The organism is Variovorax sp. Soil_C_12 (assembly GCF_057657375.1).
Map to the genome: position 1 here is coordinate 434,551 of NZ_JBDGIO010000004.1, position 26,169 is coordinate 460,719.

Annotated in this window: 24 protein-coding genes and 2 pseudogenes; 14 read left to right on the forward strand and 12 right to left on the reverse strand. The window is 68.2% G+C overall.

What is annotated here, in order from left to right; genetic code table 11:
- Nucleotides 1-4 precede the first annotated feature (4 nt).
- The 12 genes and pseudogenes from AC3A6X_RS14315 (at nt 5) to AC3A6X_RS14370 (ending at nt 12,709) form a co-directional block, all read left to right on the forward strand.
- Nucleotides 5-1,288, forward strand: a complete 1,284-nt coding sequence (locus tag AC3A6X_RS14315) for a metal-dependent hydrolase family protein (RefSeq protein ID WP_487842802.1) — start codon at nt 5-7, stop codon at nt 1,286-1,288.
- A 118-nt stretch (nt 1,289-1,406) separates the two neighbouring features.
- Complete coding sequence (locus AC3A6X_RS14320) at nt 1,407-2,354, forward strand: branched-chain amino acid ABC transporter permease (protein ID WP_487842803.1); 948 nt, start codon at nt 1,407-1,409, stop codon at nt 2,352-2,354.
- The gene (locus AC3A6X_RS14325) at nt 2,351-3,490 is read left to right on the forward strand and encodes a branched-chain amino acid ABC transporter permease (RefSeq protein ID WP_487842804.1); all 1,140 of its coding nucleotides are present in this window, start codon (nt 2,351-2,353) and stop codon (nt 3,488-3,490) included. The genes AC3A6X_RS14320 and AC3A6X_RS14325 overlap by 4 nt, the downstream gene beginning before the upstream one ends.
- On the forward strand, nt 3,487-4,740 hold the full coding sequence (locus AC3A6X_RS14330) for an ABC transporter substrate-binding protein (protein WP_487842805.1): 1,254 nt from the start codon (nt 3,487-3,489) through the stop codon (nt 4,738-4,740). Before AC3A6X_RS14325 ends, AC3A6X_RS14330 begins: the two co-directional genes overlap by 4 nt.
- 13 nt (nt 4,741-4,753) lie before the next feature.
- Entirely contained in the window at nt 4,754-5,575 is an 822-nt protein-coding gene (locus AC3A6X_RS14335) for an ABC transporter ATP-binding protein (RefSeq protein ID WP_487842806.1), read from the forward strand.
- A pseudogene (locus AC3A6X_RS14340) lies at nt 5,575-6,075 on the forward strand (ABC transporter ATP-binding protein); the annotation flags it as partial. The gene AC3A6X_RS14335 and the pseudogene AC3A6X_RS14340, both read left to right, overlap by 1 nt.
- A gap of 549 nt (nt 6,076-6,624) precedes the next feature.
- Nucleotides 6,625-7,857 (forward strand): Tm-1-like ATP-binding domain-containing protein, encoded by a 1,233-nt coding sequence (locus tag AC3A6X_RS14345; RefSeq protein WP_487842877.1) that lies wholly within the window; start codon nt 6,625-6,627, stop codon nt 7,855-7,857.
- Nucleotides 7,858-7,862: 5 nt separating this feature from the next.
- Nucleotides 7,863-8,693: a phosphoenolpyruvate hydrolase family protein gene (locus AC3A6X_RS14350; RefSeq protein ID WP_487842807.1), complete on the forward strand. Its 831-nt coding sequence runs from the start codon at nt 7,863-7,865 to the stop codon at nt 8,691-8,693.
- 14 nt (nt 8,694-8,707) lie between these two features.
- Entirely contained in the window at nt 8,708-10,405 is a 1,698-nt protein-coding gene (locus AC3A6X_RS14355; protein ID WP_487842808.1) for a flotillin family protein, read from the forward strand.
- A gap of 3 nt (nt 10,406-10,408) precedes the next feature.
- The gene (locus AC3A6X_RS14360) at nt 10,409-10,849 is read left to right on the forward strand and encodes an SRPBCC family protein (RefSeq protein WP_487842809.1); all 441 of its coding nucleotides are present in this window, start codon (nt 10,409-10,411) and stop codon (nt 10,847-10,849) included.
- Nucleotides 10,849-12,309: an SRPBCC family protein gene (locus AC3A6X_RS14365; protein WP_487842810.1), complete on the forward strand. Its 1,461-nt coding sequence runs from the start codon at nt 10,849-10,851 to the stop codon at nt 12,307-12,309. Before AC3A6X_RS14360 ends, AC3A6X_RS14365 begins: the two co-directional genes overlap by 1 nt.
- A 22-nt stretch (nt 12,310-12,331) precedes the next feature.
- Complete coding sequence (locus AC3A6X_RS14370; RefSeq protein WP_487842811.1) at nt 12,332-12,709, forward strand: VOC family protein; 378 nt, start codon at nt 12,332-12,334, stop codon at nt 12,707-12,709.
- 21 nt (nt 12,710-12,730) lie between these two features.
- Here the strand turns inward: AC3A6X_RS14370 and AC3A6X_RS14375 are convergent, their stop codons facing one another.
- The 9 genes from AC3A6X_RS14375 to AC3A6X_RS14415 all read right to left on the reverse strand — a co-directional run bounded on the left by AC3A6X_RS14375 (nt 12,731) and on the right by AC3A6X_RS14415 (nt 22,930).
- Nucleotides 12,731-13,558 (reverse strand): HDOD domain-containing protein, encoded by an 828-nt coding sequence (locus AC3A6X_RS14375; RefSeq protein ID WP_487842812.1) that lies wholly within the window; start codon nt 13,556-13,558, stop codon nt 12,731-12,733.
- A gap of 76 nt (nt 13,559-13,634) precedes the next feature.
- Nucleotides 13,635-14,807 carry an ABC transporter substrate-binding protein gene (locus tag AC3A6X_RS14380; RefSeq protein ID WP_487842813.1) on the reverse strand — a complete coding sequence of 391 codons (1,173 nt, stop codon included), beginning with the start codon at nt 14,805-14,807 and terminating at the stop codon, nt 13,635-13,637.
- A gap of 27 nt (nt 14,808-14,834) precedes the next feature.
- Nucleotides 14,835-16,691: an AMP-dependent synthetase/ligase gene (locus AC3A6X_RS14385; RefSeq protein WP_487842814.1), complete on the reverse strand. Its 1,857-nt coding sequence runs from the start codon at nt 16,689-16,691 to the stop codon at nt 14,835-14,837.
- Between the two features lie 5 nt (nt 16,692-16,696).
- On the reverse strand, nt 16,697-17,476 hold the full coding sequence (locus tag AC3A6X_RS14390; protein ID WP_487842815.1) for an ABC transporter ATP-binding protein: 780 nt from the start codon (nt 17,474-17,476) through the stop codon (nt 16,697-16,699).
- Entirely contained in the window at nt 17,473-18,288 is an 816-nt protein-coding gene (locus tag AC3A6X_RS14395; RefSeq protein ID WP_487842816.1) for an ABC transporter ATP-binding protein, read from the reverse strand. Before AC3A6X_RS14395 ends, AC3A6X_RS14390 begins: the two co-directional genes overlap by 4 nt.
- Nucleotides 18,285-19,361, reverse strand: coding sequence for a branched-chain amino acid ABC transporter permease (locus AC3A6X_RS14400; RefSeq protein ID WP_487842817.1), 1,077 nt, complete (start codon nt 19,359-19,361; stop codon nt 18,285-18,287). Before AC3A6X_RS14400 ends, AC3A6X_RS14395 begins: the two co-directional genes overlap by 4 nt.
- Before the next feature lie 7 nt (nt 19,362-19,368).
- Nucleotides 19,369-20,247 carry a branched-chain amino acid ABC transporter permease gene (locus AC3A6X_RS14405; protein ID WP_487842818.1) on the reverse strand — a complete coding sequence of 293 codons (879 nt, stop codon included), beginning with the start codon at nt 20,245-20,247 and terminating at the stop codon, nt 19,369-19,371.
- A 93-nt stretch (nt 20,248-20,340) separates the two neighbouring features.
- Nucleotides 20,341-21,138: a helix-turn-helix domain-containing protein gene (locus tag AC3A6X_RS14410; RefSeq protein WP_487842819.1), complete on the reverse strand. Its 798-nt coding sequence runs from the start codon at nt 21,136-21,138 to the stop codon at nt 20,341-20,343.
- A gap of 313 nt (nt 21,139-21,451) precedes the next feature.
- Nucleotides 21,452-22,930, reverse strand: a complete 1,479-nt coding sequence (locus AC3A6X_RS14415; protein ID WP_487842820.1) for a leucine-rich repeat domain-containing protein — start codon at nt 22,928-22,930, stop codon at nt 21,452-21,454.
- A 222-nt stretch (nt 22,931-23,152) separates the two neighbouring features.
- Between AC3A6X_RS14415 and AC3A6X_RS14420 the strand changes: the two genes are divergently transcribed.
- Nucleotides 23,153-24,397, forward strand: a complete 1,245-nt coding sequence (locus AC3A6X_RS14420) for a glycerophosphodiester phosphodiesterase (protein ID WP_487842821.1) — start codon at nt 23,153-23,155, stop codon at nt 24,395-24,397.
- A complete protein-coding gene (locus tag AC3A6X_RS14425) occupies nt 24,394-24,756 on the forward strand; it encodes a hypothetical protein (protein ID WP_487842822.1) in 363 nt (120 codons plus the stop codon). The genes AC3A6X_RS14420 and AC3A6X_RS14425 overlap by 4 nt, the downstream gene beginning before the upstream one ends.
- Before the next feature lie 141 nt (nt 24,757-24,897).
- Here the strand turns inward: AC3A6X_RS14425 and AC3A6X_RS14430 are convergent.
- The 3 genes and pseudogenes from AC3A6X_RS14430 to AC3A6X_RS14440 all read right to left on the reverse strand — a co-directional run.
- Nucleotides 24,898-25,044, reverse strand: a pseudogene (locus AC3A6X_RS14430) (PIN domain-containing protein); the annotation flags it as partial.
- Nucleotides 25,045-25,299 (reverse strand): FitA-like ribbon-helix-helix domain-containing protein, encoded by a 255-nt coding sequence (locus AC3A6X_RS14435; RefSeq protein ID WP_487842823.1) that lies wholly within the window; start codon nt 25,297-25,299, stop codon nt 25,045-25,047.
- 230 nt (nt 25,300-25,529) lie between these two features.
- On the reverse strand, nt 25,530-25,985 hold the full coding sequence (locus AC3A6X_RS14440) for a hypothetical protein (RefSeq protein ID WP_487842824.1): 456 nt from the start codon (nt 25,983-25,985) through the stop codon (nt 25,530-25,532).
- Between the last annotated feature and the right edge of the window lie 184 nt (nt 25,986-26,169).

Consider the following 26,169-nt stretch of genomic DNA (forward strand, 5'->3'; position numbering starts at 1 on the left):
GTTCATGAGCGACGTCGTCTTCACCAACGTCCGGATCCTCGACGGCACCGGCCAGAACCCCTACACCGGCAGCGTGCTGGTGCGCGGCAACCGCATCCGCCAGGTGGGCCGCAGCACGGCGCCGATCGCACCCGGCGGCGCGATGGTGGTCGACGGCGCCGGCGCCACGCTGATGCCGGGGATGTGCGAGGCCCACACGCACTTCTCCTGGAACGACGCGGCCACGCTCTCGGCGATCCAGCGCATGCCGCTGGAGGAGCACGTGCTCTGGTGCGCCAAGGTCGCCAGGCGCTACCTCGAAGCCGGCTTCACCTCCTGCGTCGGCGCCGCCTGCGCCAAGCCGCGGCTGGACGTGGTGATCCGCAACGCCATCAACGCCGGCCAGATCCCCGGCCCGCGCTACCTGGCCGCGAGCCAGGAGATCACCGTCCCCGGCGGCCTGGGCGACGAGACCCTGCCGCACCTGCCCTTCCCCGAGTTCAGCTTCGGCGTCAACGTGAACTGCGCGGACGAGATGCGCAAGGTCGTGCGCATGTTCCTCAAGTACGGCGTCGACTCCATCAAGCTCAACCTCTCGGGCGACAACTTCACGCCCGACTCGCCGGCCGACACCACCTGGATGAGCGACGCCGAAGTGGCCGCCGCGATGGAGGAGGTCCGCGTGCGCGGCAAGCGCGGCACCGCGCACGCCCGCTCGGCGGCCTCGGTCAAGCAGGCGCTGCGCCACGGCATCGAGGTGATCTACCACGCCAGCTTCACCGACGAGGAAACGCTGGACATGCTGGAGGCCGCCAAGGACCGCGTCTTCGTCGCTCCGGGCATCGCCATCCTCTACGCCATGCTGCACGAGGCTGAGCCCTACGGCATCACGCACGAGAAGGCGGTGGCGATGGGCTACCAGATCGAGTGGGACGCCGCCCTCGAATCGCTCAAGGCCATGCACCGCCGCGGCGTGCGCGTGCTGCCCGGCGGCGACTACGGCTTTGCCTTCACCCCGCATTGCCAGAACGCGCGCGACCTGGAGTTCTTCGTGCGCTACCTGGGCTTTACGCCGATGGAGGCGATCCGCTGTGCCACGCTCTACGGCGGCCAGATCATGAAGCGCGGCGACGAGTTGGGCACCATCCAGGACGGCTACCTGGCCGACCTGCTGCTGGTGGACGGCGATCCGCTGGCCAACCTCGCGATCCTGCGCGACCCGAAGCGCATCCTCGCGGTGATGAAGGACGGCGAGTTCGCCAAGGCGCCGGAGATCGCGTCGCAGCGGGCGTGGGAGCGGGCCGCATGAGGCGCCGGGCCGCTCCCAAGGCGAATAGCACCGCAGCCGAAGGCGAAGGTACTCCAATGAGGCGCCGGGCCGCTCCCAAGGCGAATAGCACCGCAGCGCGTAGCGCGGAGGCTACCCAATGAGCCGAGAGGCGCGCTGGCTCGTGTGGCTGCTCGTCGGCGGCCCCATCCTCGCGTTCTCGCTCTGGGCGCTGTTCGACAACGCCCGCCTCTACCTGGTCACGCTGCTCAACGGCATCACCCTCGCCTCGCTCTACTTCATCGTGGCCAGCGGCTTCACGCTGGTCTTCGGGCTGATGCGCAACGTCAACCTCGCGCACGGCTCGCTGTACCTCCTCGGCGGCTATGTGGGCTACGTGGTCGCGAACCACACCGGCTGGTGGATCCTCGCGGTGGCGGCCGGCTTCGCCGCGGCGGCCGTCGCCGGGCTGCTGATCCAGTGGCTGATCCTGCGCCACATGCAGGGCGAGGAGCTGCGCCAGACGCTGGTGACCATCGGACTGTCGATCGTGATCGCGGACGTGCTGCTGTGGATCTTCACCGGCCAGGTGCACCAGATGGAGGCGCCGACCTGGCTGCAGGGGCCGATCCGCGACATCCCGCTGATCCGCGCGTTCTCCGCCTACCGACTCAGCCTGCTCGGCTTCGGCCTGCTGATTGGCTTCGGGCTCTGGTGGCTGCTGAACCGCACACGCGTGGGCGCGATGATCCGGGCCGGCGTGGACGACCGCGCGATGCTCTCCGCCGCCGGCGTCAACGTGAACCGCGTGTTCGCCATCACCTTCATGCTGGGCGCCGGGCTGGCCGGCTTCGGCGGCGTGATCGGCGCGGTCGAGCTGTCGATGGTGCCGGGCGAGGACATCCGGCTGCTGCTCGCCTCGCTGATCGTGGTGATCGTCGGCGGCATGGGCAGCGTGGTCGGCGCCGCCATCGGCGCGGTGATCCTCGGCCTCGCGGAGACCTACGGGCTCGCCTACGCGCCGACCTACAGCGTCGTCTTCACCTTCGGCATCCTGATCCTGGTGCTGGCCTTCCGGCCGCGCGGGATCATGGGGAGGGCGACATGAGCGCAGCCAAGTGGCGAAGGGCAATGAATGGGCGCGGCGCGTCCGCGGCGGCACCACCGCTGCGCCCGGTGCCGGCCACGGCCGCAAGGGTGGCTCCCTCGCAACCCGCGCGCCTCGCGCTGCGCTGGTTCGATTCGCTGCGAGCGCACCTCGGCCCGCATCACATCGTCGTGCTCGCCGCCCTGCTGGTGCTCCCCTTCGTCGCCTCGCCCTTCCTCACCTTCCAGGTCGCGGCCCAGTCGCTGGTGCTCGGGCTGATCGCGCTGTCCCTCAGCTTCCTCGCCGGCTACGGCGGCATGGTGTCGCTCGCGCAAATGACGGTGGCCGGCATCGCCGGCTATGCGCTCGCGGTGCTCGGCACCAGCAGCAGCGCCGACATCAGCCTGGGCTGGCCGTGGTGGGCCGCGGTGCCCTTCGCGCTCCTGATCGCGACGCTGGCGGCGACGCTGATCGGCTGGCTGTCGGTGCGCACCGAGGGCATCTACACCATCATGATCACGCTGGCGATCGGCGTCGCCTTCTACTACCTCGTGCTGCAGAACTACAGCCTCTTCAACGGCTTCCAGGGCCTGCGCGAGCTGAAGGCGCCGACCGTGCTCGGCATCGCCTGGCGCGACCCGGTTCCCTTCTACTTCCTGGCGCTGACCTGCTCGCTCGGCGGCTACCTGGGGGTGCACTGGATCGTGCGCACGCCCTTCGGCATCGCGCTGCAGGGCATCCGCGACAACCCGCGGCGCATGCGGGCGCTGGGCTTCCACGTCGTCGCACACCGCGTGGCCGCCTATGCACTGGCCGGCGCGATCGCGGCCGTCGGCGGCATCCTGCTCGCCTGGTACAACGCGCTGATGTCGCCGGGCTCGGTCGGCACCTCCTGGCTGATCAACATCCTGGTGATCGCGGTGCTCGGCGGCCTGCGGCGCCCGATCGGCGCCTTCCTCGGCGCGCTCGTCTTCGTGCTGCTGCAGACCTTCGCGATCGACCTGATCGACCGCGAGCGCTTCAACCTCGTGATCGGCGGCGTGTTCCTCGCCATCGTGCTGTTTTCCCCCGACGGCCTGCTCGGACTGTGGGCGATGCTGCGCGCGCGCCTCGGCCCGAAGCCAGGCTTGATTTCCAACCAAAGGAGACAACCGTGAACGTGAACAAGCGACTCTGGGTTCGTTCGATGGTGGGTGCGGCCGCGGTGGCGGCGCTGGCGGGCGGCGCATGGGCGCAGGGCCAGCCGGTGAAGATCGGCCTGCTGGCCACGCTCGAGGGGCCGTTCGCGGCCGGCGGCGCGGACGGCATGCGCGGCGCCGAGCTGGCGGTCAAGCAGCGCGGCGGCGTGGTGGCGGGCCGCAAGATCGAGGTCATCAAGGCCAGTTCGGACGCCAAGCCCGACGTCGCGGTCAACGCGACGCGCAAGCTGGTGGAGCAGGACAAGGTCGACATCATGGTCGGCCCGCTGTCGGGCGGCGAGGGCATCGCGGTCAAGGACTACTCCAAGACCCAGCCGCAGGTGACCTTCATCAACGGCGGCTCGGGCGCGCAGGCGACCACGCTGGTCAACCCCAGCCCGAACTTCTTCCGCTTCAACACCGAGGGCGCGCAGTGGATGGTGGGCCTGGGCAAGGCCGCGCTGGCCAAGGGCTACAAGCGCACCATGGTGATCGCCGAGGACTACGCCTTCCCCTACTCGCAGGTGCAAGGCTTCATGTCCGAGTACTGCAAGGCCGGCGGCAAGGTGCCCGAGAAGGCCTGGGTGCCGCTGGGCGGCAAGGACTACTCGTCGGTGATCGCGAAGATCCCGAAGGACGTCGACGCGCTCCTGGTCGTGCTCGGCGGCGCCGACGCGGTGAACTTCCTCACCCAATACGAGAACTCGGGCGGCGACAAGCCGATGCTGGGCGGCTCCATCACCGTGAGCCAGGACGTGCTGAACTACAAGGGCAAGCGGCGCGAGTCGCTGGTGGGCACGCTGTCGGCCGGCCCGCTGGCCGACGCCTACGACGGCGCGGACTGGAAGGCCTTCGTCGCCGACTATCAGAAGAACTATCCCGTCTCGGCCGGCGGCTTCCCCAGCCCCAGCCTGTTCGCCTTCGTCTACTACGTCAACATGAAGGCGGCGCTCGACGGGCTGGACGCGGTGAAGGGCGATCTGTCGAACAACCAGGCCAAGTACCGCGAGGCGCTGTCGAAGATGACGCTGAAGACGCCCAACGGCGACGTCAAGCTCGACGCCAATCGCCAGGCGATCGGCACCACCTTCGTCACCGAGGTGGTGAAGGACGCGCAGGGCAACCTCTTCAACAAGGTGCACAGCAAGGTCGACAACGTCAACCAGCTGCTGGGCATGAGCCCGGACGAGTTCAAGATCGGCTCGCGCGACGTGCCGAGCTGCCCCTGAGCGAAGGGCACCGGTGGCCTCCGTCACGTCCATCGCCCGGGTGCCGGCGCAGCGACCGGCGCCAGGCCGGGGCGGGCCGGCGCCGCTCGCCTCCAGCGACGCGCTGGTGCTGAGCGGCGTGACGCGCACCTTCGGCGCGCTGCGGGCGGTGGACGACATGTCGCTCTCGGTGGCCGCGGGGCAGAAGTACGCGGTGCTGGGCTCGAACGGCGCCGGCAAGACCACGCTCTTCAACGCCATCACCGGCGACTTCCCGCCCACCGCCGGGCGGATCCATTTCTTCGGCGAGGACATCACCGGGCTGCCACCGCACGAGCGCATCCGCAAGGGCCTGCGGCGCACCTACCAGTCCTCGCTGCTGTTTCGCGAGCTGACCGTGCGCGACAACCTGTTCCTCGCGGTGCGTGGCGTCGCCAACGGCCGCTTCAGCTGCTGGCGGCCGGGGGCCGGCGATGCGTCCATGGTCGCGACGCTGGACCTGCTGGAGCGCGCGCGCCTGGCCCATATCGCGGAAGAACGCGTCGCCAACCTGGCGCACGGCCAGCAGCGCCAGCTGGAGATCGGCATGGCACTGGCCGGCGCGCCGCGCCTGATCCTGTTCGACGAGCCGGCGGCCGGCCTGTCGCCGGCCGAGCGCCGCGAGCTGGTGGCGCTGCTGCGCTCGCTGCCGGCGCACATGAGCTTCGTCCTGATCGAGCACGACCTCGACATCGCCCTGCGCGTGGTCGACCGCGTCACCGTGATGCACAACGGCCGCGAGCTTCGCACCGGCAGTCCCGCCGAGATCGAGAACGATGCGCAAGTGCAGGCGATCTACATGGGGAGCCGGCACTGATGGCCTGGTTCCGCCGCACCGATCGCGACTCCCCGGACAGCACCGCCGCGCCGGCGTTGGTGATCGAGCAGCTCGACGTCTTCTACGGCCGGGCGCATGCGCTGCAGGGAGTGAGCCTCAGCCTGGAGCGCGGCGTGCTCGGCATCGTCGGGCGCAACGGCATGGGCAAGACCACGCTGTGCAACGCCATCACCGGCCTGGTGCCGGCGCGCGGCAGCATCCGGCTCGCGGGCGAGGAGATCCTCGGCCTGGCGCCGCACGAGATCACGCGGCGCGGCATCGCCTATGTTCCGCAGGGCCGCCGCGTGTGGCCCTCGCTCTCGGTCGACGAGACGCTACGCCTGGTCGCCGGCCACAAGCGCGATCTCGACCGCATCTACGCGATGTTCCCGCGTCTGGCCGAGCGCCGCGGCCACGGCGGTGCGCAGCTCTCGGGCGGCGAGCAGCAGATGCTGGCGATCGGCCGCGCGCTGCTGCTGAGCCCGAAGCTGCTGGTGATGGACGAGCCCACCGAGGGCCTGGCGCCGATCATCGTCGAGCAGGTGGCGCAGTCGCTGCGCACGCTCGCGGCCGAGGGGCGGATCGCCGTGCTGCTGATCGAGCAGAACCTGGGCGTCGCGATCTCGGTGGCCGACCGCATCGGCGTGATGGTCAACGGCCGGATCACGCAGGAGATGCCGGCGGCGCAGCTGGGCGGGGACCGCGAGCTGCAGGAGCGGCTGCTGGGGGTGCGCTCGAACGGGCATGACGAAGAGATGGCCAAGCCCGCCGCGGCCGGCGACGCAGAGGGCGCGGCGCCCATGCAGGTCTTCACCGTGCGGCGCGCGCATGGCGAGGGCGCGCCTACGCTCGACGACCCGGCGCCGGGCACGGTGCGTGGGTTTACGCGCTGGAATGCGGGCGCCGCGGCGGCGCCGGTGGTGGATATCGTGCGCGCGGGGTCGACGGTCTTGCCCTCACCCGAGGCCTCTCCCGCGAGCGGGAGAGGGAGTGCGGGCGCGGAGCTTGCGGGCGAAGACCGCAACGCCGGGCGGCTCTTCGACTTTCCGGTGGCTGCGAGCAGCACCCGGGCTGCCTATGTCGCGGGCACCTTCGACACCAAGGCCCGCGAGCTCTTCTTCCTGCGCCAGTGCCTGGAGCGGCTGGGCCTGCGCGTGGTGACGGTGGACCTCTCGACCTCCGGCCGCACCTCGCCGGCCAGCGTGCATCCGCGCGAGGTGGCGCGCCACCATCCGCAGGGCGAAACAGCCGTCTTCAGCGGCGACCGCGGCAGCGCGACTGCCGCCATGGCACAGGCCTTCGAGGCCTTCGTGCGCACGCGGCGCGACCTGGGCGGCATCATCGCCGCCGGCGGCTCGGGCAACACCTCGATGGCCACGCAGGGCATGCGCGCGCTGCCGATCGGCGTGCCCAAGGTGATGGTCTCGACCATGGCCAGCGGCGACACGCGGCCCTACGTGGGGCCGAGCGACATCTGCATGATGTATTCGGTGACCGACGTGCAGGGCATCCATCGCATCAGCGAGCGCGTGCTGGCCAATGCGGCGCATGCGCTGGCGGGGATGATTGCGCATCCGCCGCTCGTCTCGGCCGAGAGCAAGCCGGCGCTCGGCCTCACCATGTTCGGCGTGACCACGCCCTGCGTGCAGGCCGTCGCCAAGCGCCTCGAGGAGGCCTACGACTGCCTGGTCTTCCATGCCACGGGCGTGGGCGGCCAGTCGATGGAGAAGCTGGCGGACTCGGGCCTGCTGGCGGGCGTGATCGACGTCACGACCACCGAGATCGCGGACGAGATCGCAGGCGGCGTGCTCTCCGCCGGCCCCACCCGCCTGGACGTGTTCGCGCGCCACGCCCTGCCCTACGTGGGTTCCTGCGGCGCGCTGGACATGGTGAACTTCGGCGCCTGGGACAGCGTGCCCGAGCGCTTCCGCGCGCGCAAGCTGGTGCGCCACAACCCGACGGTGACGCTGATGCGCACCACGCCTGCGGAGTGCGAGGCGATCGGCCGCTTTATCGCCGCCAAGCTCAACGCCATGCGCGGACCGCTGCGCTTCCTGATCCCCGAGGGCGGCGTGTCGGCAATCGACCGCCCCGGCCAGCCCTTCCACGACCCCGAGGCCGACCGGGCGCTCTTCGCCGCCATCGAGCAGTCCTTCCGGCCCGGCGCGGATCGCAAGCTGCAGCGCCTGCCCCTGCACATCAACGACGAGGCCTTCGCCGACGCGCTGGTCGGCGCCTGGCACGAGCTCTCGACGACCACCCCGCGCGCGCGACGCGCCTGACGCCCATGCCCCGCATCGCCCGCACCACTTTGCTCGAACGCTTCCGCGCCAAGATCGCCGCCGGCCTGCCGATCGTCGGCGGCGGCGCCGGCACCGGCCTGTCGGCCAAGTGCGAGGAGGCCGGCGGCATCGACCTGATCGTGATCTACAACTCCGGCCGCTACCGCATGGCCGGCCGCGGCTCGCTCGCCGGCCTGCTGGCCTACGGCAATGCCAACGAGATCGTCTGCGAGATGGCGCACGAGGTGCTGCCGGTGGTGAAGCACACGCCGGTGCTGGCGGGCGTCAACGGCACCGATCCCTTCATGATCCCGGAGGAGTTCCTGCGGCGGCTGGTGGGCCTGGGCTTCTCGGGGGTGCAGAACTTTCCGACCGTGGGGCTGATCGACGGCACCTTTCGCGCCAACCTCGAAGAGACCGGCATGGGCTACGCGCTGGAGGTCGAGCTGATCGCGCGTGCCCATGCGATGAACCTGCTGACCACGCCCTATGTGTTCGGCGAGGCCGATGCGCGCGCCATGGCCGCGGCCGGCGCGGACATCATCGTGTGCCACATGGGCCTCACCACCGGCGGCGCCATCGGCGCGGAAACGGCGCTCACGCTGGACGACTGTGTGACGCGCATCAACGCCTGGGCGGCGGCGGCGCATGCGGTGAACTCCGAGGCCATCGTGCTGTGCCACGGCGGCCCCATCGCCACGCCCGAGGACGCGCGCCGCGTGCTGTCGCGCTGCCCTGCCTGCCACGGCTTCTACGGCGCCAGCTCGATGGAGCGGCTGCCCACCGAGACCGCGCTGACCGAGACCACGCGGCGCTTCGTTCAGATCACGCGATAACTGGAGACGACCTTATGTCAGGTTCTCAATTCGGCAGCTTCATCCTCGGCCTGATCGTCGTCGCGATCGTGGTCGCGCTCGCCGTCTGGCTGCTGCACTGGCTCTACCTGCGCAGCTCGAAGGAGCGGGCCTTCGTGCGCACCGGCCTGGGCGGGCAGAAGGTGGTGCTCGACGGCGGCGCCTTCGTGCTGCCCATCGTGCATGACGTGATCCCGGTCAACATGAACACCCTGCGGCTCGAGGTGAGCCGCGGCCGCGACAAGGCGCTCATCACCAAGGACCGCATGCGGGTGGACGTGATCGCCGAGTTCTACGTGCGCGTGGCGGCCCATCCCGACGCGGTGGCCGCGGCCGCGCAGACCCTGGGCCTGCGCACCATGGAGCCCGAGCAGCTCAAGGAACTGGTCGAAGGCAAGTTCGTCGACGCCCTGCGCACCGCCGCCGCCGAGATGACCATGGAGGAGCTGCACGAGAAGCGCGGCGCCTACGTCAAGCGGGTGCGCGAATCGGTGGCCGAAGACCTGACCAAGAACGGCCTGGAGCTGGAGGCCGCCTCGCTCACGCAGCTGGACCAGACCGGCATGGAGTTCTTCAACCCCAGCAACGCTTTCGACGCCGAGGGCCTGACGCGCCTGACGGAGCAGATCGAGCGCCGCAAGAAGCAGCGCAACGACGTGGAGCAGGACACGCTGATCGCCATCCGCAACAAGAACCTGGAGGCCGAGAAGCTCTCGCTGGAGATCGACCGCGACGGCGAGCATGCCCGCCTCTCGCAGCAGCGCGAGGTGGAGATCGCGCGCGCCCGCCAGCGCGCCGAGCTGGCGACCGAGCGCGCCCAGCGCGAGCAGGACGCCGAGGGCGCGCAGATCGCGGCCAAGCAGAGCATCGACGCGGCCCGCATCCGGGCCGAGCAGACCATCGAGGAGGAGCGCATCGCCAAGGAGCGCGCCATCCAGGGCGCCGAGATCGAGCGCCGGTTGTCGCTGGAGCTGGCTGAGCAGCAGCGCTCGATCGCGGTGGCGCGCGAGAGCAAGGCGCAGAGCGAGGCCCAGGCCGAGGCCGAGTCCGCGCGCGCGCTGGCCGTCTCGGCCGAGGAGAAGGTGTTCACCGCGCGCGAGGTGGAGATGGCCGAGCGCAAGAAGGCCATCGATCTGATCTCCGCGGCCCAGGCCGCCGAGCGCGACGCCCTGCGGCTGACTTCTGCGGCGCAGGCCGAGAAGGAGGCCAGCGCCGACCGCGGCGCCGCGCTGCGCGCCCAGGCCGAGGCGGATGCCGACGCCGACAAGATCAAGTCGATGGCGATGCGCGTGCGCGCCGAGATCGAGGCCGAAGCGCAGCGCATGATGAACGAGGCGCACAACATGCTGTCGCCCGAGGCCCGCATGTCGGCGCTGCGCATGAAGCTGGTGGAGAAGGCCGAGGCCATCATCCGCGAGTCGGTGCGGCCGATGGAGCGCATCGAGGGCATCAAGATCCTGCACGTGGAAGGGCTGGGCGGCGGCGGCCACGGCGGCGTGCCCAACGGCGAGTCGAACGGCGGCTTTGCGGACGGCCTGGTGAACTCGGCGCTGCGCTTCCGCGCGCAGGCGCCGCTGGTGGACCAGCTGCTGCGCGAGATCGGCATCGAGGGCGGCGACATCCAGCGCCTGGTGGGCGAGCCCGCGGGCACCCAGGCTGCGCTGCCTTCGGGCGGCCCGAAGAAGAAGGAATGACGGATGGTGCAGGTCTATGTTTCCAGCGTCATCGATGCCAGCGCCGACAACGTGTGGTCGCGCATCCGCGACTTCAACGGCATGCCGCAATGGCACCCGTCGATCGCCGACAGCCGCATCGAGAACGGGCAGCCGGCCGACCGTGTGGGCTGCATTCGGCAGTTCCACACGAAGGACGGCGGCACCATCCGCGAGCGGCTGCTGGCGCTGTCGGACTACGAGTACAGCTGCAGCTACGAGATCCTGGAGAGCCCGATGGGGGTGGCGAACTACATCGCCACGCTCAAGCTCACGCCGGTGACGGACGGGGGGCGCTGCTTCGCGGAGTGGAGCGCGGAGTTCGAGTGCGAGGAGGGGCGCGAGCGTGAGCTGGCCGAGACGATTGGGCAGGGGGTTTTTCAAGGCGGCTTCGATGCCTTGAAGCGCCACTTCGGAAGTCGCTGATGCTCCAGCGGGTGGTGCGCTCGACCATCATCGACGCGCCGATCGAGCGCGTCTGGGCGGTGCTGCGCGATTTCAACAGCCACGACCAGTGGCACGAGGTGGTGGCGACCAGCCGCATCGAGGGCGGGGAACGCAGCGACCAGGTGGGCTGCGTGCGCAGCTTCACGCTGCGGGACGGCAACCGCATCCGCGAGCAGCTGCTGACGCTGTCGGACCGCGAGCACAAGAGCACCTACTGCATCGTCGAGGCGACGGTGCCGCTGCAGCGCTACGTGGCCACCGTCACGCTGAAGCCGGTGACCGACGGCAACCGCACCTTCTGGCATTGGGAATCGAGCTTCGCCACGCCGCCCGGCCGGGAGCGCGAGCTGCACGACATGGTGGCGCAGGGGGTGTACGAGGCGGGCTTCGAGAACCTGCGGCGCTACCTGCGCCAAGGCGGCGATCTGCGCGCGAGCGGCACGGCCGAGGCGATGCCGGCCGCCCTGCCCCTGGCCACGCGCCGCGTGGTGGTCGAGCGCCATGGCGGGCCCGAGATGCTGCGAGCGCAGGAGGGCGAGGCCCCGGCGCCGCGCGCGGGCGAGGTGCGCATCCTGCAGCGCGCCATCGGCGTCAACTTCATCGACATCTATCTGCGGCGCGGCTGGATCCCCGCGGCCCTGCCGCTGGTGCCGGGCATGGAGGCCGCGGGCAGCGTGCTCGATGTCGGGCCGGAGGTCGGCGGGCTGCTGGCGGGCGATCGCGTGGCCTACCTCGGCCCAGTGCCCGGCGCCTATTGCGGCGTGCGCTGCGTGCCAGCCGAATGGGTGGTGCGGCTGCCCGCGGCCATCGAGGACGAGGTGGCCGCTGCGCTGCTGCTCAAGGGCATCACCGCCGATTACCTCTTGCGTGACCTGGGCCGTGTGCAGCGCGGCACGCGGCTGCTGGTGCATGCAGCGGCCGGCGGCGTGGGCCTGCTGGTGTGCGCCTGGGCGCGCCGGCTGGGCGCGACGGTGCTGGGCACGGTGTCCAGCGAGGAGAAGGCCCGCGTCGCGCGCGAGCATGGCTGCGAGGATGTGATCGTGACGCGCGACTACCGCTTCGCCGACGCCGTGCAGCGCGCCTGCGGCGGCGCCGACGTGCTGATCGACGGACTTGGCGATGCGGCCCGCGACGAGAACCTGGCGGCCCTGGCCCGCCGCGGCCACTGGATCAGCCTGGGCCAGGCCAGCGGCCCGCTGGCGCCGCTGCCGCCCGATGCGCTGGTCGCCAAGTCGCTGAGCTTCTCGCGGCCGGTGGTGTTCGACTACGTGGCGACGCAGCCGCAGCTGGCCGAGCGGGCGCAGCGCGTGTGGGATGCGCTGGCCGACGGCAGCATCAGGCTGCCGCCGATCGAACGCCATTCGCTCGAAGCGGCGGCGCAGGCGCACGCGCGGCTCGAATCGCGCGCCACCCTCGGCGCGCTGGTGCTGCTGCCCTGAACAACCAAGAAGGAGCCATTCCATGATCGTCGGCATGAACCACTTCACCGTGACCGCGGAGGACGAGAAGAAGACGCTGGACTTCTACACCGGCCTGCTCGGGCTGCGGGTCGGCCCCCGGCCCGACCTCGGCTTTGCCGGCGCCTGGCTCTACGGCGAAGGGCCGCAGGCGCTGGTGCATCTCTACTTCGGCCGCCCGGTGCCGGCGCAACGCACGGGCGTGATCGACCACATGGCCTTCACGGCGCGCGACCTGCGGGCGGTGAAGGCGCGCTTCGACGAGAGCGGCACGAAGTACGAGCTGCGCCAGCAGGCCGGCGCGGGGACCTGGCAGCTGTTCTGCCATGACCCGAATGGGGCGAAGGTGGAGTTGGATTTCGATGCGAGCGAGCAGCCTTAGCGGCAGCACTGGCGCCTGGATTCAGGCGATCATCAACTCGAGCTCCGCCGCCAGCTCGGCCGGCGTCGGCATCTGCTGCAGCTTCTCGCGCGAAAGCCCCAGGGCATCGACCACCTCACCGGGCCAGCCCGGGCCTTCCGGGTCTTCCTGGCGATCCACCGCCACCCGCCACACCGCCAGGTGCACGATGCCGGCCAAGGGATCGAAGGGCTGCACGCTCATGGGCCGCGCGAAGCCGCCCAGCGCGGTGACGAACTCGTCGGAGAAATTCCAGCGCGAAGCCAGCCGGGCGCTGACGTCGCCGAAGTGGTAGCCGAAGGCCTGCTCCTCCGCGCCCAGCCGCTTGACGGTGTCGAGCGGGCAGGAGGCATTGAGCGCTCCCATCTCCTCGGGCATGACGATGCACATGATCAGGTGGCCGATCGCATGCATGCTGCCCACGGTGAAGGCGAGGTTCGGGTCGACGGCGCGGGACTCGGCGGCCAGGTGCCGGGCGGCGGAGGCGACGCGCAGGCTGTGGCGCCAGAAGCCCGGCAGGTCCACGTGCGGGACCTTCTTGAAGGTCCCCGTGAGGTTGGAGCTGATCACCAGGGTCCGGATTGCCGACAGGCCGAGCATCCGAATCGCCTCCTCCATCGTGGAGATCTTCCGGCGCACGCCGTAGAAGGGGGAATTGGCCAGGCGCAGCATCTTGGCCGTCAACACCTGGTCGACGTCGATCTTGCGGGCCACTTGCGACAGCGTCGCGTTGTCGTTGCTCAGGACCTCGATCAGGTCACGAACCACCTTCGGGACCGAGGGCAGCGAATGGTGCTCGGCAAACAGCTCGTCCAGGCTTGCTGCGGTCATGCTCGGTGCTCGGATTAATTCTTTCGGGGGCCTCCATTCTCCTACACCACAGGGGCGGCCCGCCGCGGCCCACCCCTCAAGGCGCCACGTAGTCCGACATCACCTTCCACTTCCCATCCACGATCTGCGACAGCCGCGACAAATCGTTGCCCAGCCGCTTGGTGGCGGTGTAGGTGCTCTTCGGCGCGCCGAACATGTCGGGCTCGAAGGTCATCGTGTCCATCGCCTTGACGAAGCTGTCGGTCGTGAGGTTGGGCCCGGCCTTCTGGGCGGCCTTGATGAATGCGTCGATGATCGTGTAGCCGTAGACCGAGAACACCGTCGGGTCTTCGTTGAACTTGGTCTTGTACTTGTTGGCCCAGAAGCGGATCGGCTGCGAGGCCTCGTCCAGGTACGGGTGCTGCGCCGTGTGGGTGGCATAGATGCCGTCCATGGCCTTGCCGCCCAGCTTGTGGATGAGGTCGGTGTAGGCCGCGCTGGAGCCGAGGAAGGTCGGGTTGAAGCCGGTCTTGCGCGCCTCGCCCACGGTGCCGATGGTCTCGCGGATGATGGTGCCCAGCACCACCAGGTCGCAGTTGGCGGCCTTCATCTTCGCGACCTGCGAGGAGAAGTCGGTGGCGCCGCGCTTGTACGAGGTCTTCTCGGTCAGCTCCATGCCCGCGGCCTTGAGGCCGGCCTCGGCGCCGCGCTGCACCTCGAGCCCGAACTCGTCGTCCTGGTAGATGGTGCAGACCTTCTTGGCGCCCTTCTCCTTGATCATCTTGGGCAGCGCCAGGCGGATCTGGTCGTAATAGGTGGCGGCAAAGGAGTACTTGAGCCTGTGGTGCGGCTCGTACATCTCGCGCGCCGCGGTGATGGGCAGGAAATTGACCACGTTCTTCTCGAACTGGACCGGCATGGCCGCCATGTTCTGGGCGGTGCCGATGTGGCCGGCCATGATGAAGATCTTGTCCTGGTTGACCAGCTTCTGCGCCGCCAGCACCGCCTTCTTCGGGTCGTAGCCGGAGTCCTCGACGAAGAGCTTGAGCTTGCGGCCGTTGACGTTGCCCTGCTCGTTGAGCTCGTCCACGCGCAGCTGCATGCCGTTGCGCGCCTGCTTGCCGAAGCCGGCCAGCGGGCCCGACAAATCCTGGATGGTGCCGATGCGGATCTCGTCCTTGGTGACGCCTTGCGACTGCGCGCCGGCCAGGCCGGAACTCAGTGCGAGACCGGCCATCGCGGCCAGCGGGATCAGAGCCTGGATCTTCATAGCGGGGTCTCCTCGGTTGCAAAAAAACTAGGCGTACATGGCGTCGATGCGTTCGGAATACTTCGTCTGCACCAGCTTGCGCTTGAGCTTCATGGTCGGGGTGAGCTCCTCGTCCTCGGCGCTCAGCTGGGTCTCCAGCAGGAAGAACTTCTTGATCTGCTCGACGCGGGCGAACTTCGCGTTGACGCGGTCGATCTCGCCCTGGATCAGGTCTTGCACTTCCTGTGCGCGCGTGAGGCTCTGGTAGTTACTGAAGGGCACGTCGTGGTCCTGCGCGAATTTCTCGACGTTCTCCTGGTCGATCATGACGATCACCGTCAGGTAGGGCCTGGCATCGCCGATCACCACGGCGTCGGTGATGTAGGGGCTGAACTTGAGCTCGTTCTCCAGCTCGCTGGGCGTGATGTTCTTGCCCCCTGCCGTGATGATGATGTCCTTCATCCGGTCGGTAATGCGGAAATACCCGTCCTCGTCCATGCTGCCGACGTCGCCGGTGTGCAGCCAGCCGTCGGCATCGATGGTCTCGGCGGTCTTCTCCGGCAGGTTGAGGTAGCCCATGAAGACGTTGGTGCCGCGCACCAGGATCTCGCCGGTGGCCGGGTCGAGGCGCACCTCGTTGTAGCCCGCGGCCGGGCCGATGGAGCCGGGCTTGATGCGCCCGGCCGGCACGCCGGTGGCGGCGCCGCAGGTCTCGGTCATGCCCCAGACCTCGAGCATTGGCACGCCCAGCGCCAGGTACCACTTGACCAAGTCTGGCGAGATCGGCGCCGCGCCGGTGACCAGGAAGCGCGAGCGGTGGATGCCGATCAGCTTGCGCACGTTGTCCAGCGCCAGCCAGCGCGCCAGGCGGAACTTGAAGCGCAATACAGCGCCCACCGGCCGACCCGCCAGCACGCGCTCGGCGATGGCGCTGCCCACGCCGATGCTCCAGCCGTAGGCCGCCTGCTGCAGGCCGCTGGCCTCCTTCAGGGCGATCATCACGCCCGAGTAGAACTTCTCCCAGACGCGCGGCACGGCGGTGAAGACGGTGGGCGCGATCTCGCGCACGTTCTCGGGCACGGTCTCGGGGTTTTCGACGAAGTTGAGGATGGCGCCGGTGTACATCGCGAAGTACTCGCCGCCCAGGCGCTCGGCGATGTGGCACAGGGGCAGGAAGCACATGCGCTCGTCGCGCTCGTCCTGCGCGACCAAGGTGTTGTAGCCGCGCACGGTGTGGACCAGGCCGCGGTGGCAGTGCATGGCGCCCTTGGGCTTGCCGGTGGTGCCCGAGGTGTAGACCAGGATCGCGAGCTGCTCGGGGCGGCAGGCGGCGATGCGCTGCTCGAGTTCCTGCGGGTGGGCCTGCAGGTGCTCGCGGCCGAGGGCGCGCAGGGCCTCCAGGCTGATCACGCCGGGGTCGTCCAGGTCGCGCAGGCCCTCCATGTCGAACACGATCACCGTGCGCAGCAGCGGCAGCCGGGCGCGCACCTCCAGGGCCTTGTCGAGCTGCTCGTCGTCCTCGACGAAGAGCACGGTGCTGCGCGAGTCCTCGCAGAGGTAGTGCACCTGGGAGGCGGCATCGGTCGGGTAGATGCCGTTGGCCACGCCGCCGCAGCTGAGCACGGCGAGGTCGGCCAGCACCCATTCGACCACCGTGTTGGCGAGGATGGAGGCGCATTCGCCGGGCGCGAAGCCGAGCGCCATCAGGCCACCGGCGATCTCGCGCACCGCCTCGGCGGTCTGGCGCCAGCTCCAGCTGCGCCAGATGCCGAATTCTTTCTGCCGCATCCAGACCTGGTCCCCGCGCGCGGCGACGGCGTTCCAGAAGACGGCGGGGATGGTGTCGCCGGGCACGACGATGTCGTGGCGCGGCTGGATGTGGGCGGTGTCCCAGAGTCCCTGCATGGCCTTCACCTCCAGGTCTTCTTTTTCTTCCAGCGCCGCTCGCCGCGCACGCCCTCGTCCTTGAGGCCGAGGTAGAACTCCTTGATGTCCTCCTTCTCGCGCAGGCGCTCGCAGGTGTCTTCCATCACGATGCGGCCGTTCTCCAGCACGTAGCCGTAGTCGGCCGCGTTGAGCGCCATGTTGGCGTTCTGCTCGACCAGCAGGATGGTGGTGCCGCGCTCGCGGTTGATGCGCACCACGATCTCGAAGATCTCGCGCGTGAGCTTGGGCGAGAGGCCGAGGCTGGGCTCGTCGAGCAGGATCAGCTTGGGCGCGGCCATGATGGCGCGCGAGATGGCGAGCATCTGCTGCTGGCCGCCGGAGAGGAGGCCGGCGTGCTGCATGGCGCGCTCGCGCAGGATGGGGAAGTAGGTGTAGACGGTTTCGATGTCGCGCGCGACGCCGTCGCGATCGCTGCGGGTGTAGGCGCCCATCAGCAGGTTGTCCCGCACCGACAGCAGCGGGAAGACCTCGCGGCCCTCGGGCACGTGGCAGAGGCCCTGCTGGACGATGTGGGCCGGGTCCTGGGCCGTGATGTTGCGCCCCTCGAATTCGATGCTGCCCTTGCGCGGGTCGATGATGCCGGAGATGGTCTTGAGGATGGTGGTCTTGCCGGCGCCGTTGGAGCCGAGCACGGTGGCGATCTCGCCCTGGCGCACTTTCAGACTGACGCCGCGGATGGCCTTGATGGGGCCGTAGGCGCTTTCGACGTTGAGCAGCTGGAGGACGGCGTTGTCGTCGCTCATGAAGCCCTCCGCCTCAAACTGCTCAGGTCATCGACCGCCCCCAGATACGCCTCGATCACCCGCACATCCGACTGCACCTCGCGCGGCGTGCCCGAAGCCAGCGCCTCCCCCATGTTCATCGCCAGCACGCGGTCCGACACCTTCGACACCAGCGACATGTCATGCTCCACCATCAGCACCGAGATGCCGAGTTCCTGCTGGATGTCCTGGATCCAAAAGGCCATGTCGGCCGTCTCCTCCACGTTGAGGCCGGACGAAGGCTCGTCGAGCAGCAGCAGCTTGGGCTCGGTACACAGCGCCCGCGCCAGCTCCACCACCTTGCGCACGCCGTAGGGCAGGCCCGCCACCATCGCGTCGCGGTGATGCTGCAGGTCCAGCAGCTCGATCACCCGCTCGGCCTTCTCGCGCGCCTGGATCTCGGCGCGCCGCGTGCCGGGGGTGAAGAAGACCTCGCTCCAGAAACCGGTGCAGCGATGCGTGTGGCGGCCGATCAGCAGGTTGTGCAGCACCGTCGCATGCTCGAAGAGCTCGATGTTCTGGAAGGTCCGCGCGATGCCCAACGCCGCGATCTCGTGCGGCGCGTGCTCGGTCAGCACGATCGGCGCGGCACCCTCGCCATGCCACAGGATCTCGCCCGTGGTCGGCGTGTAGATGCGGCTGATCAGGTTGAAGACCGTGGTCTTGCCGGCGCCGTTGGGCCCGATCAGCGTGAACACCTCGCCGCGCCGCACGTCGAAGCTCACCTTGTTGACCGCGAGCACGCCGCCGAAGCGCACGCTCAGGTCCTTGGCGGAAAGCAGGACCTCGCTCATCGGAGGCGGTCCGACTTGGTGAAGGCCTTCTGCCGCTTGAACAGGCCCTTGCGGTAGAACGGAAAGAGCTGCAGGTAGGTGCGCACCTTGAGCCAGCGCCCGTACAGCCCCAGCGGCTCGAAGAGCACGAAGCCGATCAGGACCAGACCGTAGACCAGGCCCTGCAGCCCCGGCGCCTGGCCGATCACCGGCGGCAGCCAGTCCTTGCCCAGCGAGATGAGTTGCGGCATCGCGATCAGGAAGATCGCGCCCAGGAAGGCGCCGTGCACCGAGCCCAGCCCGCCGATCACCACCATCAGCAGCAGGTCGATGGACTGCAGGATGTTGAACTGGTCCGGCGAGATGAAGCTGAGCTTGTGCGCATAAAGCGCTCCGCCCAGCCCCGCCAGCGCGGCCGAGATGGCGAAGGACATGGTCTTGTAGCGCGCCAGGTGGATGCCCATGCTTTGCGCCGAGATCTCCGAGTCGCGGATGGCGACGAAGGCGCGGCCGGTGGGAGAGCGCAGCAGGTTCAGGATCGCGAAGGTACACAGCACCGCCACCAGCAGGCACACGATGTAGAAGCTCTCGCCCGAGCTGATGTCCAGCCCGAAGAGCTTGGGCGACTTCACGTGCAGCCCCGAGTTGCCGCCGGTCACGCGCTCCCAGCGCGCGAAGACCTCCTCCACGATGAAGCCGAAGGCCAGCGTGGCGATGCCCAGGTAGATGCCCTTCACCCGCAGCGCCGGCAGCCCCACCACCACGCCGACCGCGGCCGACAGCGCCGCCGCCGCCGCCAGCGCGAGGGGAAAGGGCACGCCCGCATTGGCCAGCACCGCCTGCGTGTAGGCGCCTGTCCCCAGGAAGGCCGCATGCCCGATCGAGAACTGCCCGGTGAAGCCGGCCAGCAGCATCAGCCCCAGGCCGACGATGCCGTAGATCAGCACGAAGGTCAGCTGCGCGAGCCAGTACTCGGGCAGCAGCCAGGGCGCCGCGACCAGCAGCGCGCCCAGCAGGCCATACCAGAACACGTGGCCGCCGTGCTTGGCCAGGGCGATGTCCTGCGCGTAGCTGGTCTTGAAGATGTAGCGCATGTCGGACTCAAACCTTCTTCCTGAGCTTCTCGCCGAACAGGCCGTTGGGCTTCACCATCAGCATCACCAGCACCACGATGTAGGGCGCCGTGTCCTTGAAGCCATCGGGCAGGTAGAAGCCCGCGAAGGATTCGACGATGCCGATCACCAGCCCGCCGACGATCGCGCCCGGCAGGCTGCCGAAGCCGCCCACCACCGCCGCCGGGAAGGCCTTGAGCCCGATGAAGCCCATGTTGGCGTGCACGAAGGTGATGGGCGCGAGCAGCATGCCCGCGATGGCCGCCACCGCGGCCGCCAGCCCCCCCCCCAGCCCGTTGAGCCGCTTGACGGGGATGCCCATGTAGTAGGCCGCCAGCTGGTTCTGCGAGGAGGCCTGCATCGCGATGCCCAGCTTGCTGTAGCGGAACATCGCGTAGAGCAGCCCGCACAGGATGGCGGTGGCGACGATGATCACCGCCTGCTCCACGTTGACCACCAGCGCGCCGAGCTTCCAGATCTCGTCCTTGTAGGGCACGGCGAGCGAGTGCGTCTCGGTGCCGATGCCGGGGATCATGGTGATCAGCCCGCGCGCCACGTAGCCGATGCCGATGGTCAGCATCACGATCGAGAACTGCGGCTGGCCGAGGATGGGCCGGATCACCACCAGTTCGAGCAGCACGCCGAAGGCCGCCATCGCGACGATGGCGAGCAGCGCCGCCAGCCAGAAGGGCAGGCCCACCATCGACATGCCGGCGAAGGCGCAGAAGGCGCCCAGCATCATCAGCTCGCCCTGGGCGAAGCTCACCGTCTCGGTGGCCTTGTAGATCAGCACGAACCCCAGCGCGATCAGGCCGTAGATGCAGCCTTGCGCAATGCCTGAGAGCAGGAGTTGGAGGATTTGAAGCAACGGGGCCTCGGATGGGATTGGCGGTTTATATCGGCCGCCCGCCCCGCGGTGCAGAGGGTTGTCCCGCATGCCGCGGCCGCGCCGGGCTGCGCCTCAGCGATGGACAGCGAGGCGGCGCGAGCCGGCCAGGATGTCGCTGGGGCGCAGGCCGTAGACCTGGCGGATGGAGTGGCTGAAATGGGTGGAGTCGGGGTAGCCGGAGTCGAGCGCGATGTCGGTGAGGCTGGCGGCCTGATCCACGTGGTAGAGCAGGCTGCGCGCGCGCTTCCAGGCGCGGAAGGCGCGGAAGGTGACGCCGGTTTGCTGCTTGAACAGGTGGAGGAAGCGCGAGAAGGACAGGCCGATCGCGGCGGCGCACTCGTCGGCGGGGCTGGGGGCGGCGGGGTCGGCGTTGATGCGTTCGATCACCTCGCGGATGCGGGCGTCAAACAGGGGCGACAGCAGCGCACTGCCAAAGAAGAGTTCGTCGAAGTCGGGAAAGCCGGCCGGGCCTGCCCGGCTAGCGAGCGCGAGCAGCAGCGCATGCCCGTCGCGCACGCGTTGCGCGAAAGCGGGCGCATCGACGGGCCCGCAGTGCCGAAGGAAGGGCGGCAGGCGCGCCAGGTCGATTGACTCCGATTCGAGCAGCAGGTTGAGGACCAGTGGATGCTCAGTCACCACCTGGTGCGACACGCGGGCCGGCACCACCAGCAGTTCGCCGCTATGCCACGCCCCCCCGGCCACGCGCAGGCGCAGCGGCTCGCCCGTGGGGGAGACATAGATCCCGTGGCCGCCTAGGCTCCGGTTCGAGGTGGCGCCCAACAGGCCGGCGTAGAACACGCGCGAGGGGCCGAGCCACATCAGCCGCCCGTCGCTGCCGCGCAGCGCTGTCTTCGATTGCCGGGTTGCCACGATGCACTGTCTCCTGTGCCAGGCGCGTACCGGGACCGGCATCGCGCCGGGTCATCGTAGCGGCAGCCGCCAGCCTCCAGCACGCGCTGACGCAGGGACTTTCCCCAAGGTCGTGCTCGGAGGACCTCGGCCGGTGCGTTTGGACGTGCGCGTCTCGCTTTGCCAGTGAGTCGCCCCGTTGCATCACTTGAAGCAGATCCCGCTGGTGATCGATCATCGCCGCGGGCATGGTGCGGCATCTGGTCGCCGAGTTGACGGCGCGCTAACAGGCTTCGGCAGGCCGCGCGCCGCGTCACTTCGAAGGGCCATCTGCTCAGCGGCGGGCGTCCCAGGCCGCAACGTTGACCGAGGACATGCTCATGGCGTCGGGTTGAGTGAGCCCCTGTTCGAGGATGTGCCTGGCGGCGTCCTTCGGGAAGCCGGGGCGCAGCGAGTTCAACGCTCCCCACATGCCATTCACGACGAAAGAATCGCGGTTGCGCTTGAGAGCGCCCTCCAGGCGCCGGTGGTAGGCGTCTGGGATGTCGGACCAGCGGACACGAAAGCGCTGCAACGACGTGTTGACTTCGAACGCCTGGGCCAACTTCTCCAGCGCATCGGCGCTCCAGCCTTCGCGACCCGGCAGGACGGCGCGCTGAAAAGAGAGCTTCCGGAGCGTCCTGTTCGCATTCAGCAGGGATGCCGTCGCGGCCATGGTTTTCGAGCCGATCGAATTCCCGTTCAGGCCCAGAAACATGAGGCACGTCTGCTCCTTCTTGAGTGCATCGAGCAACTGCATCAACGTGTCGTCTTCAAAAGGGTTCCAGCCGAGATCCAGATCCAGAAGGTTGCGCATGCCTGCCAGGGACGAGATCTGAACAGACTCGGATCCCGCCCCTTTCAGAAACGTGAGATGGCACAGGGAAAGACTCGTCAAGGTGGGCTTGTCCCGCAGCGCTGCGAGCAGACGGTTGAAGTCGCTTGTTTCAAGCTCCCAACCGTCCAGATGCAGCGCCGTGAACGGCGCCTGACCGCAAAGGAATGGCATATAGCAATCGAGCTGCTTCGGCGTGCTGCACGGCTTCTCGCCAACGAGCTTCAGGGAATTCAGCAGAGTTTGACGGCCGAGGGCCTCGGCCAGAATGGCATGCCGGTCGGCGGTGATGGCCCCATAGTCCTGGATGCTCAGACTTCGGAGCCGGCAGGCTCCCAGGAGCTGAAGCAGCAGCGGACAGACGTCCAGTTCGGGGTCGGAACTGGTAAGGGCAATCACGGTTTCGAGCGCTTCGAAGGCGGGCCCGTTCGACCGCTCGGAGGGGAAGGCCCCTTCGACCCCGACCATGTAGAGGACCAGCTTCTGCAGCTTCGGCATCCGGCGCAGCGCCTCGAACAGCAGTTCGACCAGGGAAGCATCGAGGCGCATCATCGACAGCTTCAACGTCTGGAGAGAGAAACCGTCCGGTATGGCCTCGATCAAGGTCTTCAATCCCAACCCGTCGAGCGGACCCTCGATGCACACACTCGTCACGGCCCCAAGCGTCAGGATGTCCTCCAGCACCAACCGTTCCCTATATGCCATGCACCCCCGGATCAGACGGCTCAAGTCCGGCTTTCTGCCTTCGGCGGGCCTGCTCCGCACGTATTGGTCGATCAGGTTGTCGAAGGCGCGGGTCCTGCCATGCAGAGTGGTCGTCAATTTCGACTTGAGCTCGGCCTTCCACTCATCGGACTTCGTCGCTGGAGTGACGACCGAAGCGGGGACGCCTTGCGCAGACTGGGCTTCGTTGACAGAAAAGGCAGAAACAGAGTTCACGATGTGTATTCCGGAGGGATTGTTGAAAGCGTTTCCGCATGCATCGCGGGAACCTCGTGGGTGACACGAGTCCATCAATCGTTCCGTGCCACCGGGAATACCCGGGCCTGCGTGACGCTCCCGCGGTCTGGCTGAATCGCGCCTCCGCTCGCAGTTCGCTTCACTCAGTTGTCACGAAGCCCGCATACCGTCCATCCGCCACATCACGAGGAGAACCTTTTAATGAATCGCCCGAAGAGCCTCTGTTCCACCCTGCTGGCCCTGGGTCTGCTGCTGACGGCCGCCGCGCCTGCCGCCGCGCACGACGAGGGCGCCCGCCGGCGCGCCGACAACGCGCCCTTGGTCATCGGCCATCGCGGCGGCGCCAACGGCTACCTGCCCGAGCACACGCTGGAAGCCTATGCCCTCGGCATCGAGCTGGGTGCCGACTACATCGAGCCCGACCTGGTCGCCACCAAGGACGGCCACCTGATCGCGCGCCATGAGCCCAACCTGATCGACACCACGAACGTCAAGAGCCTGCCGCAGTTCGCCGACCGCCGGAAGACGGTGATGCTCGACGGCGTTCCCACCGAGGGCTTCTTCGCCAGCGACTTCACGCTGGCCGAGATCAAGCAGCTGCGCGCCGTGCAGTCCTTCCCGGAGCGCGACCAGTCCTTCAACGGCAAGTTCCAGATCCCGACGCTGGCCGAGGTGATCGAGCTGGCCAAGCGCAAGTCGCGCGAGGAGGACCGCCGCATCGGCATCTATCCCGAGACCAAGCACCCGACCTACCACCAGAGCATCGGCCTGCCGCTGGAAGACCGGCTGCTGGGCGTGCTCAGCAGGGCCGGCTGGAACCATCGCAATGCGCCGGTCTTCATCCAGTCCTTCGAGACGGCCAACCTGCGCTACCTGCGCACCAAGACCAGCGTGCGCCTGATCCAGCTGGTGGACGCCAACGACGTCAAGCCCGACGGCTCGCTCGACTTCACCAAGCCCTATGACAAGCCCTACGACTGGGTGGTGTCGAACCGCGACGGCCTGTTCGCGGACCTGCTGACGCCGCGCGGCCTGCAGGAGGTGAAGGGCTATGCGGACGGCATCGGCCCCTGGAAGCCGTACCTGATCCCCAGCGCCTGCAAGTCGGTGCAGAACGGTGCCTGCGTCGACGTGACGGGCGACGGCGTGGTCGACGAGCGCGACCGCGTGCTGCTGCCGCCAACCAACGTGATTGCCAACGCGCACAAGCTGGGGCTCCTGGTGCATCCCTACACCTTCCGCAGCGAGCAGAAGCGGCTGACGGGCAGCTTCGAGGGGAACCCGGTCAACGAGTACCTCGCGTTCTACGAGGCGGGCGTGGACGGGCTGTTCAGCGACTTCGCGGACACCGCGGTCGCGGCGCGGGCGATGTTCCTGCTGAAGCACGATCCGGACTACGCGCGCTGCCTGGTCAATGCGCGGCGGTGCGAGAGGAACAACGATTGATGATGCGCGCGGCGCGTGTTGTCCGGCTCCTGGGCATTTTGCTGACGGCTTGTGCGCTGGCGCAGCTTGCCTGCGCCGAGGGCGGGTTGCCCGGCTCGCCGCAGGCCATCGGGCAAGCGCCCGGCGACGCAGTCCCGTCGCCGGGCGGTGATGCGACAGCGACGGCCGCCCAGGCATCGAGCCTCGGCGGCGCCGTCTTCAACCCCTTCGCCAAAGCGGCGGCGATGCCGACCGCAGCACGCCAGCCCGCCGCCGCGAGGCCATCAGTGCCCGAAGGACCCAGCTACACGCTGGGACTTCTCGTCGCGCTGGCCTGCGCTGCGGCACTCGGATGGCTCACTTGGAAAGCAGTGGGCTGAGTTGGTCGGTCGCTCCCCACCCTGATCTTGGCTTCGGTGGTTCTGTTCTCGGCCCTTATGGGTGGCCTTACGTGTCCTTCCAAGGGTTGATGACGGTCACGCCGGCCGCTTCATAGGGCGACGTGTCGCGTGATGCCACGACGCCCGGATGTCAAACAGCAACTCGGCCAGCGTAACGCTGGACAGGTACAAGGTTTCCGCCGCCTGGTCGTTCAGCCAGGCCCTCACGGCCGCGTCTGGCTGGGGCTTCATTGCCTCGGACACGACGTTGGTATCCAGAACGATCATTCAGTCGAAGCTCAACGGTTTGGCCGGCGTCTTGTCGCGCACGCTCTCGAAGACGACGAGATCTTCATTGGTCAACCCGATCTTGCGGCCGACGGCGGCCAGCGCTTCACCCATACGCACGCGCTTCTCCGGCTTGACCACGGCCGCCAGAATCTCGCGCACCTCCGCTTCCGTGCTGCGGCCGTGCTGGGCCGCCCGCACGCGCAAAGCACGATGCACGTCATCCGGCACGTTCCTGACAGTCAGGATTGCCATAATTCAAAACCTCTCATTTGCTTTCCTTGACTGCAATCATAGGTATGTGCAATACCTGTGCAAGTGTCAAACGCCGCGCGCTGATCGCCACCAAGGACCGGCCACCTCGCGCGCATGAGCCCAACGTGGCTTTCTTGGAAAGCAGCGGGCTGAGTTGGTCGGTCGCCCTCTGCGGGCATCACTTTGAAGAGTCGATTGTTCGAAAGAGTTGTTGGCGCAAACCCCACGCCTTACGGTTGACTGAAGCCAGATTCAGGGCGTCGCGTCGGGTCAACCCCTGCTCGAAGATGTGCATGGCAAGTTCGTTCGGAAATGAAAGCTTTGCGCATCCCAGGGCCCACGCGCGCATGCCGCTCTTCATGGCGGAAGTCGTGAAAATCTCTCTGTTGCGCGGGCTTGTTCCGCAGCGCTTTCAGCAACGAGTTGCAGTTGCGAATTCCTAGATCACAACCGCTAAGGTCCAGTTTGGTGAGTGACCTATTGCCGCGCAGGAACCGCACATAACACTCGAATTGCTCCGGCGAGTTGCACAGCGATATCTCCAACTTCAGGGAACTCAAGCGGTCGTTCAGCTCAGGCATTCGCCCCAGCACCTGGAACAGCATGGCTCCGCTGGAAGCGTCGAAGTGCATGTTCGACAGCTTCAGCGCCTCGACGGGAATGCCGCTCTCACTTGACTCGATCAAGGTTTCCCATTCACGCGTTGAACTCAGAAGGCCTCCCGTGATGGGCGGTCTCGAACTTCGAGAGGAGCCCGAGCTTCCAGTTGCCGAGTTCTGTCGATGGAGGATAGGCTGAAGTTGTATTCGATCCCGCAGGCGGAGCGCCCTTCAGAAGGGAAGAAAAAATGTCCAAGATGCATTCCTGACG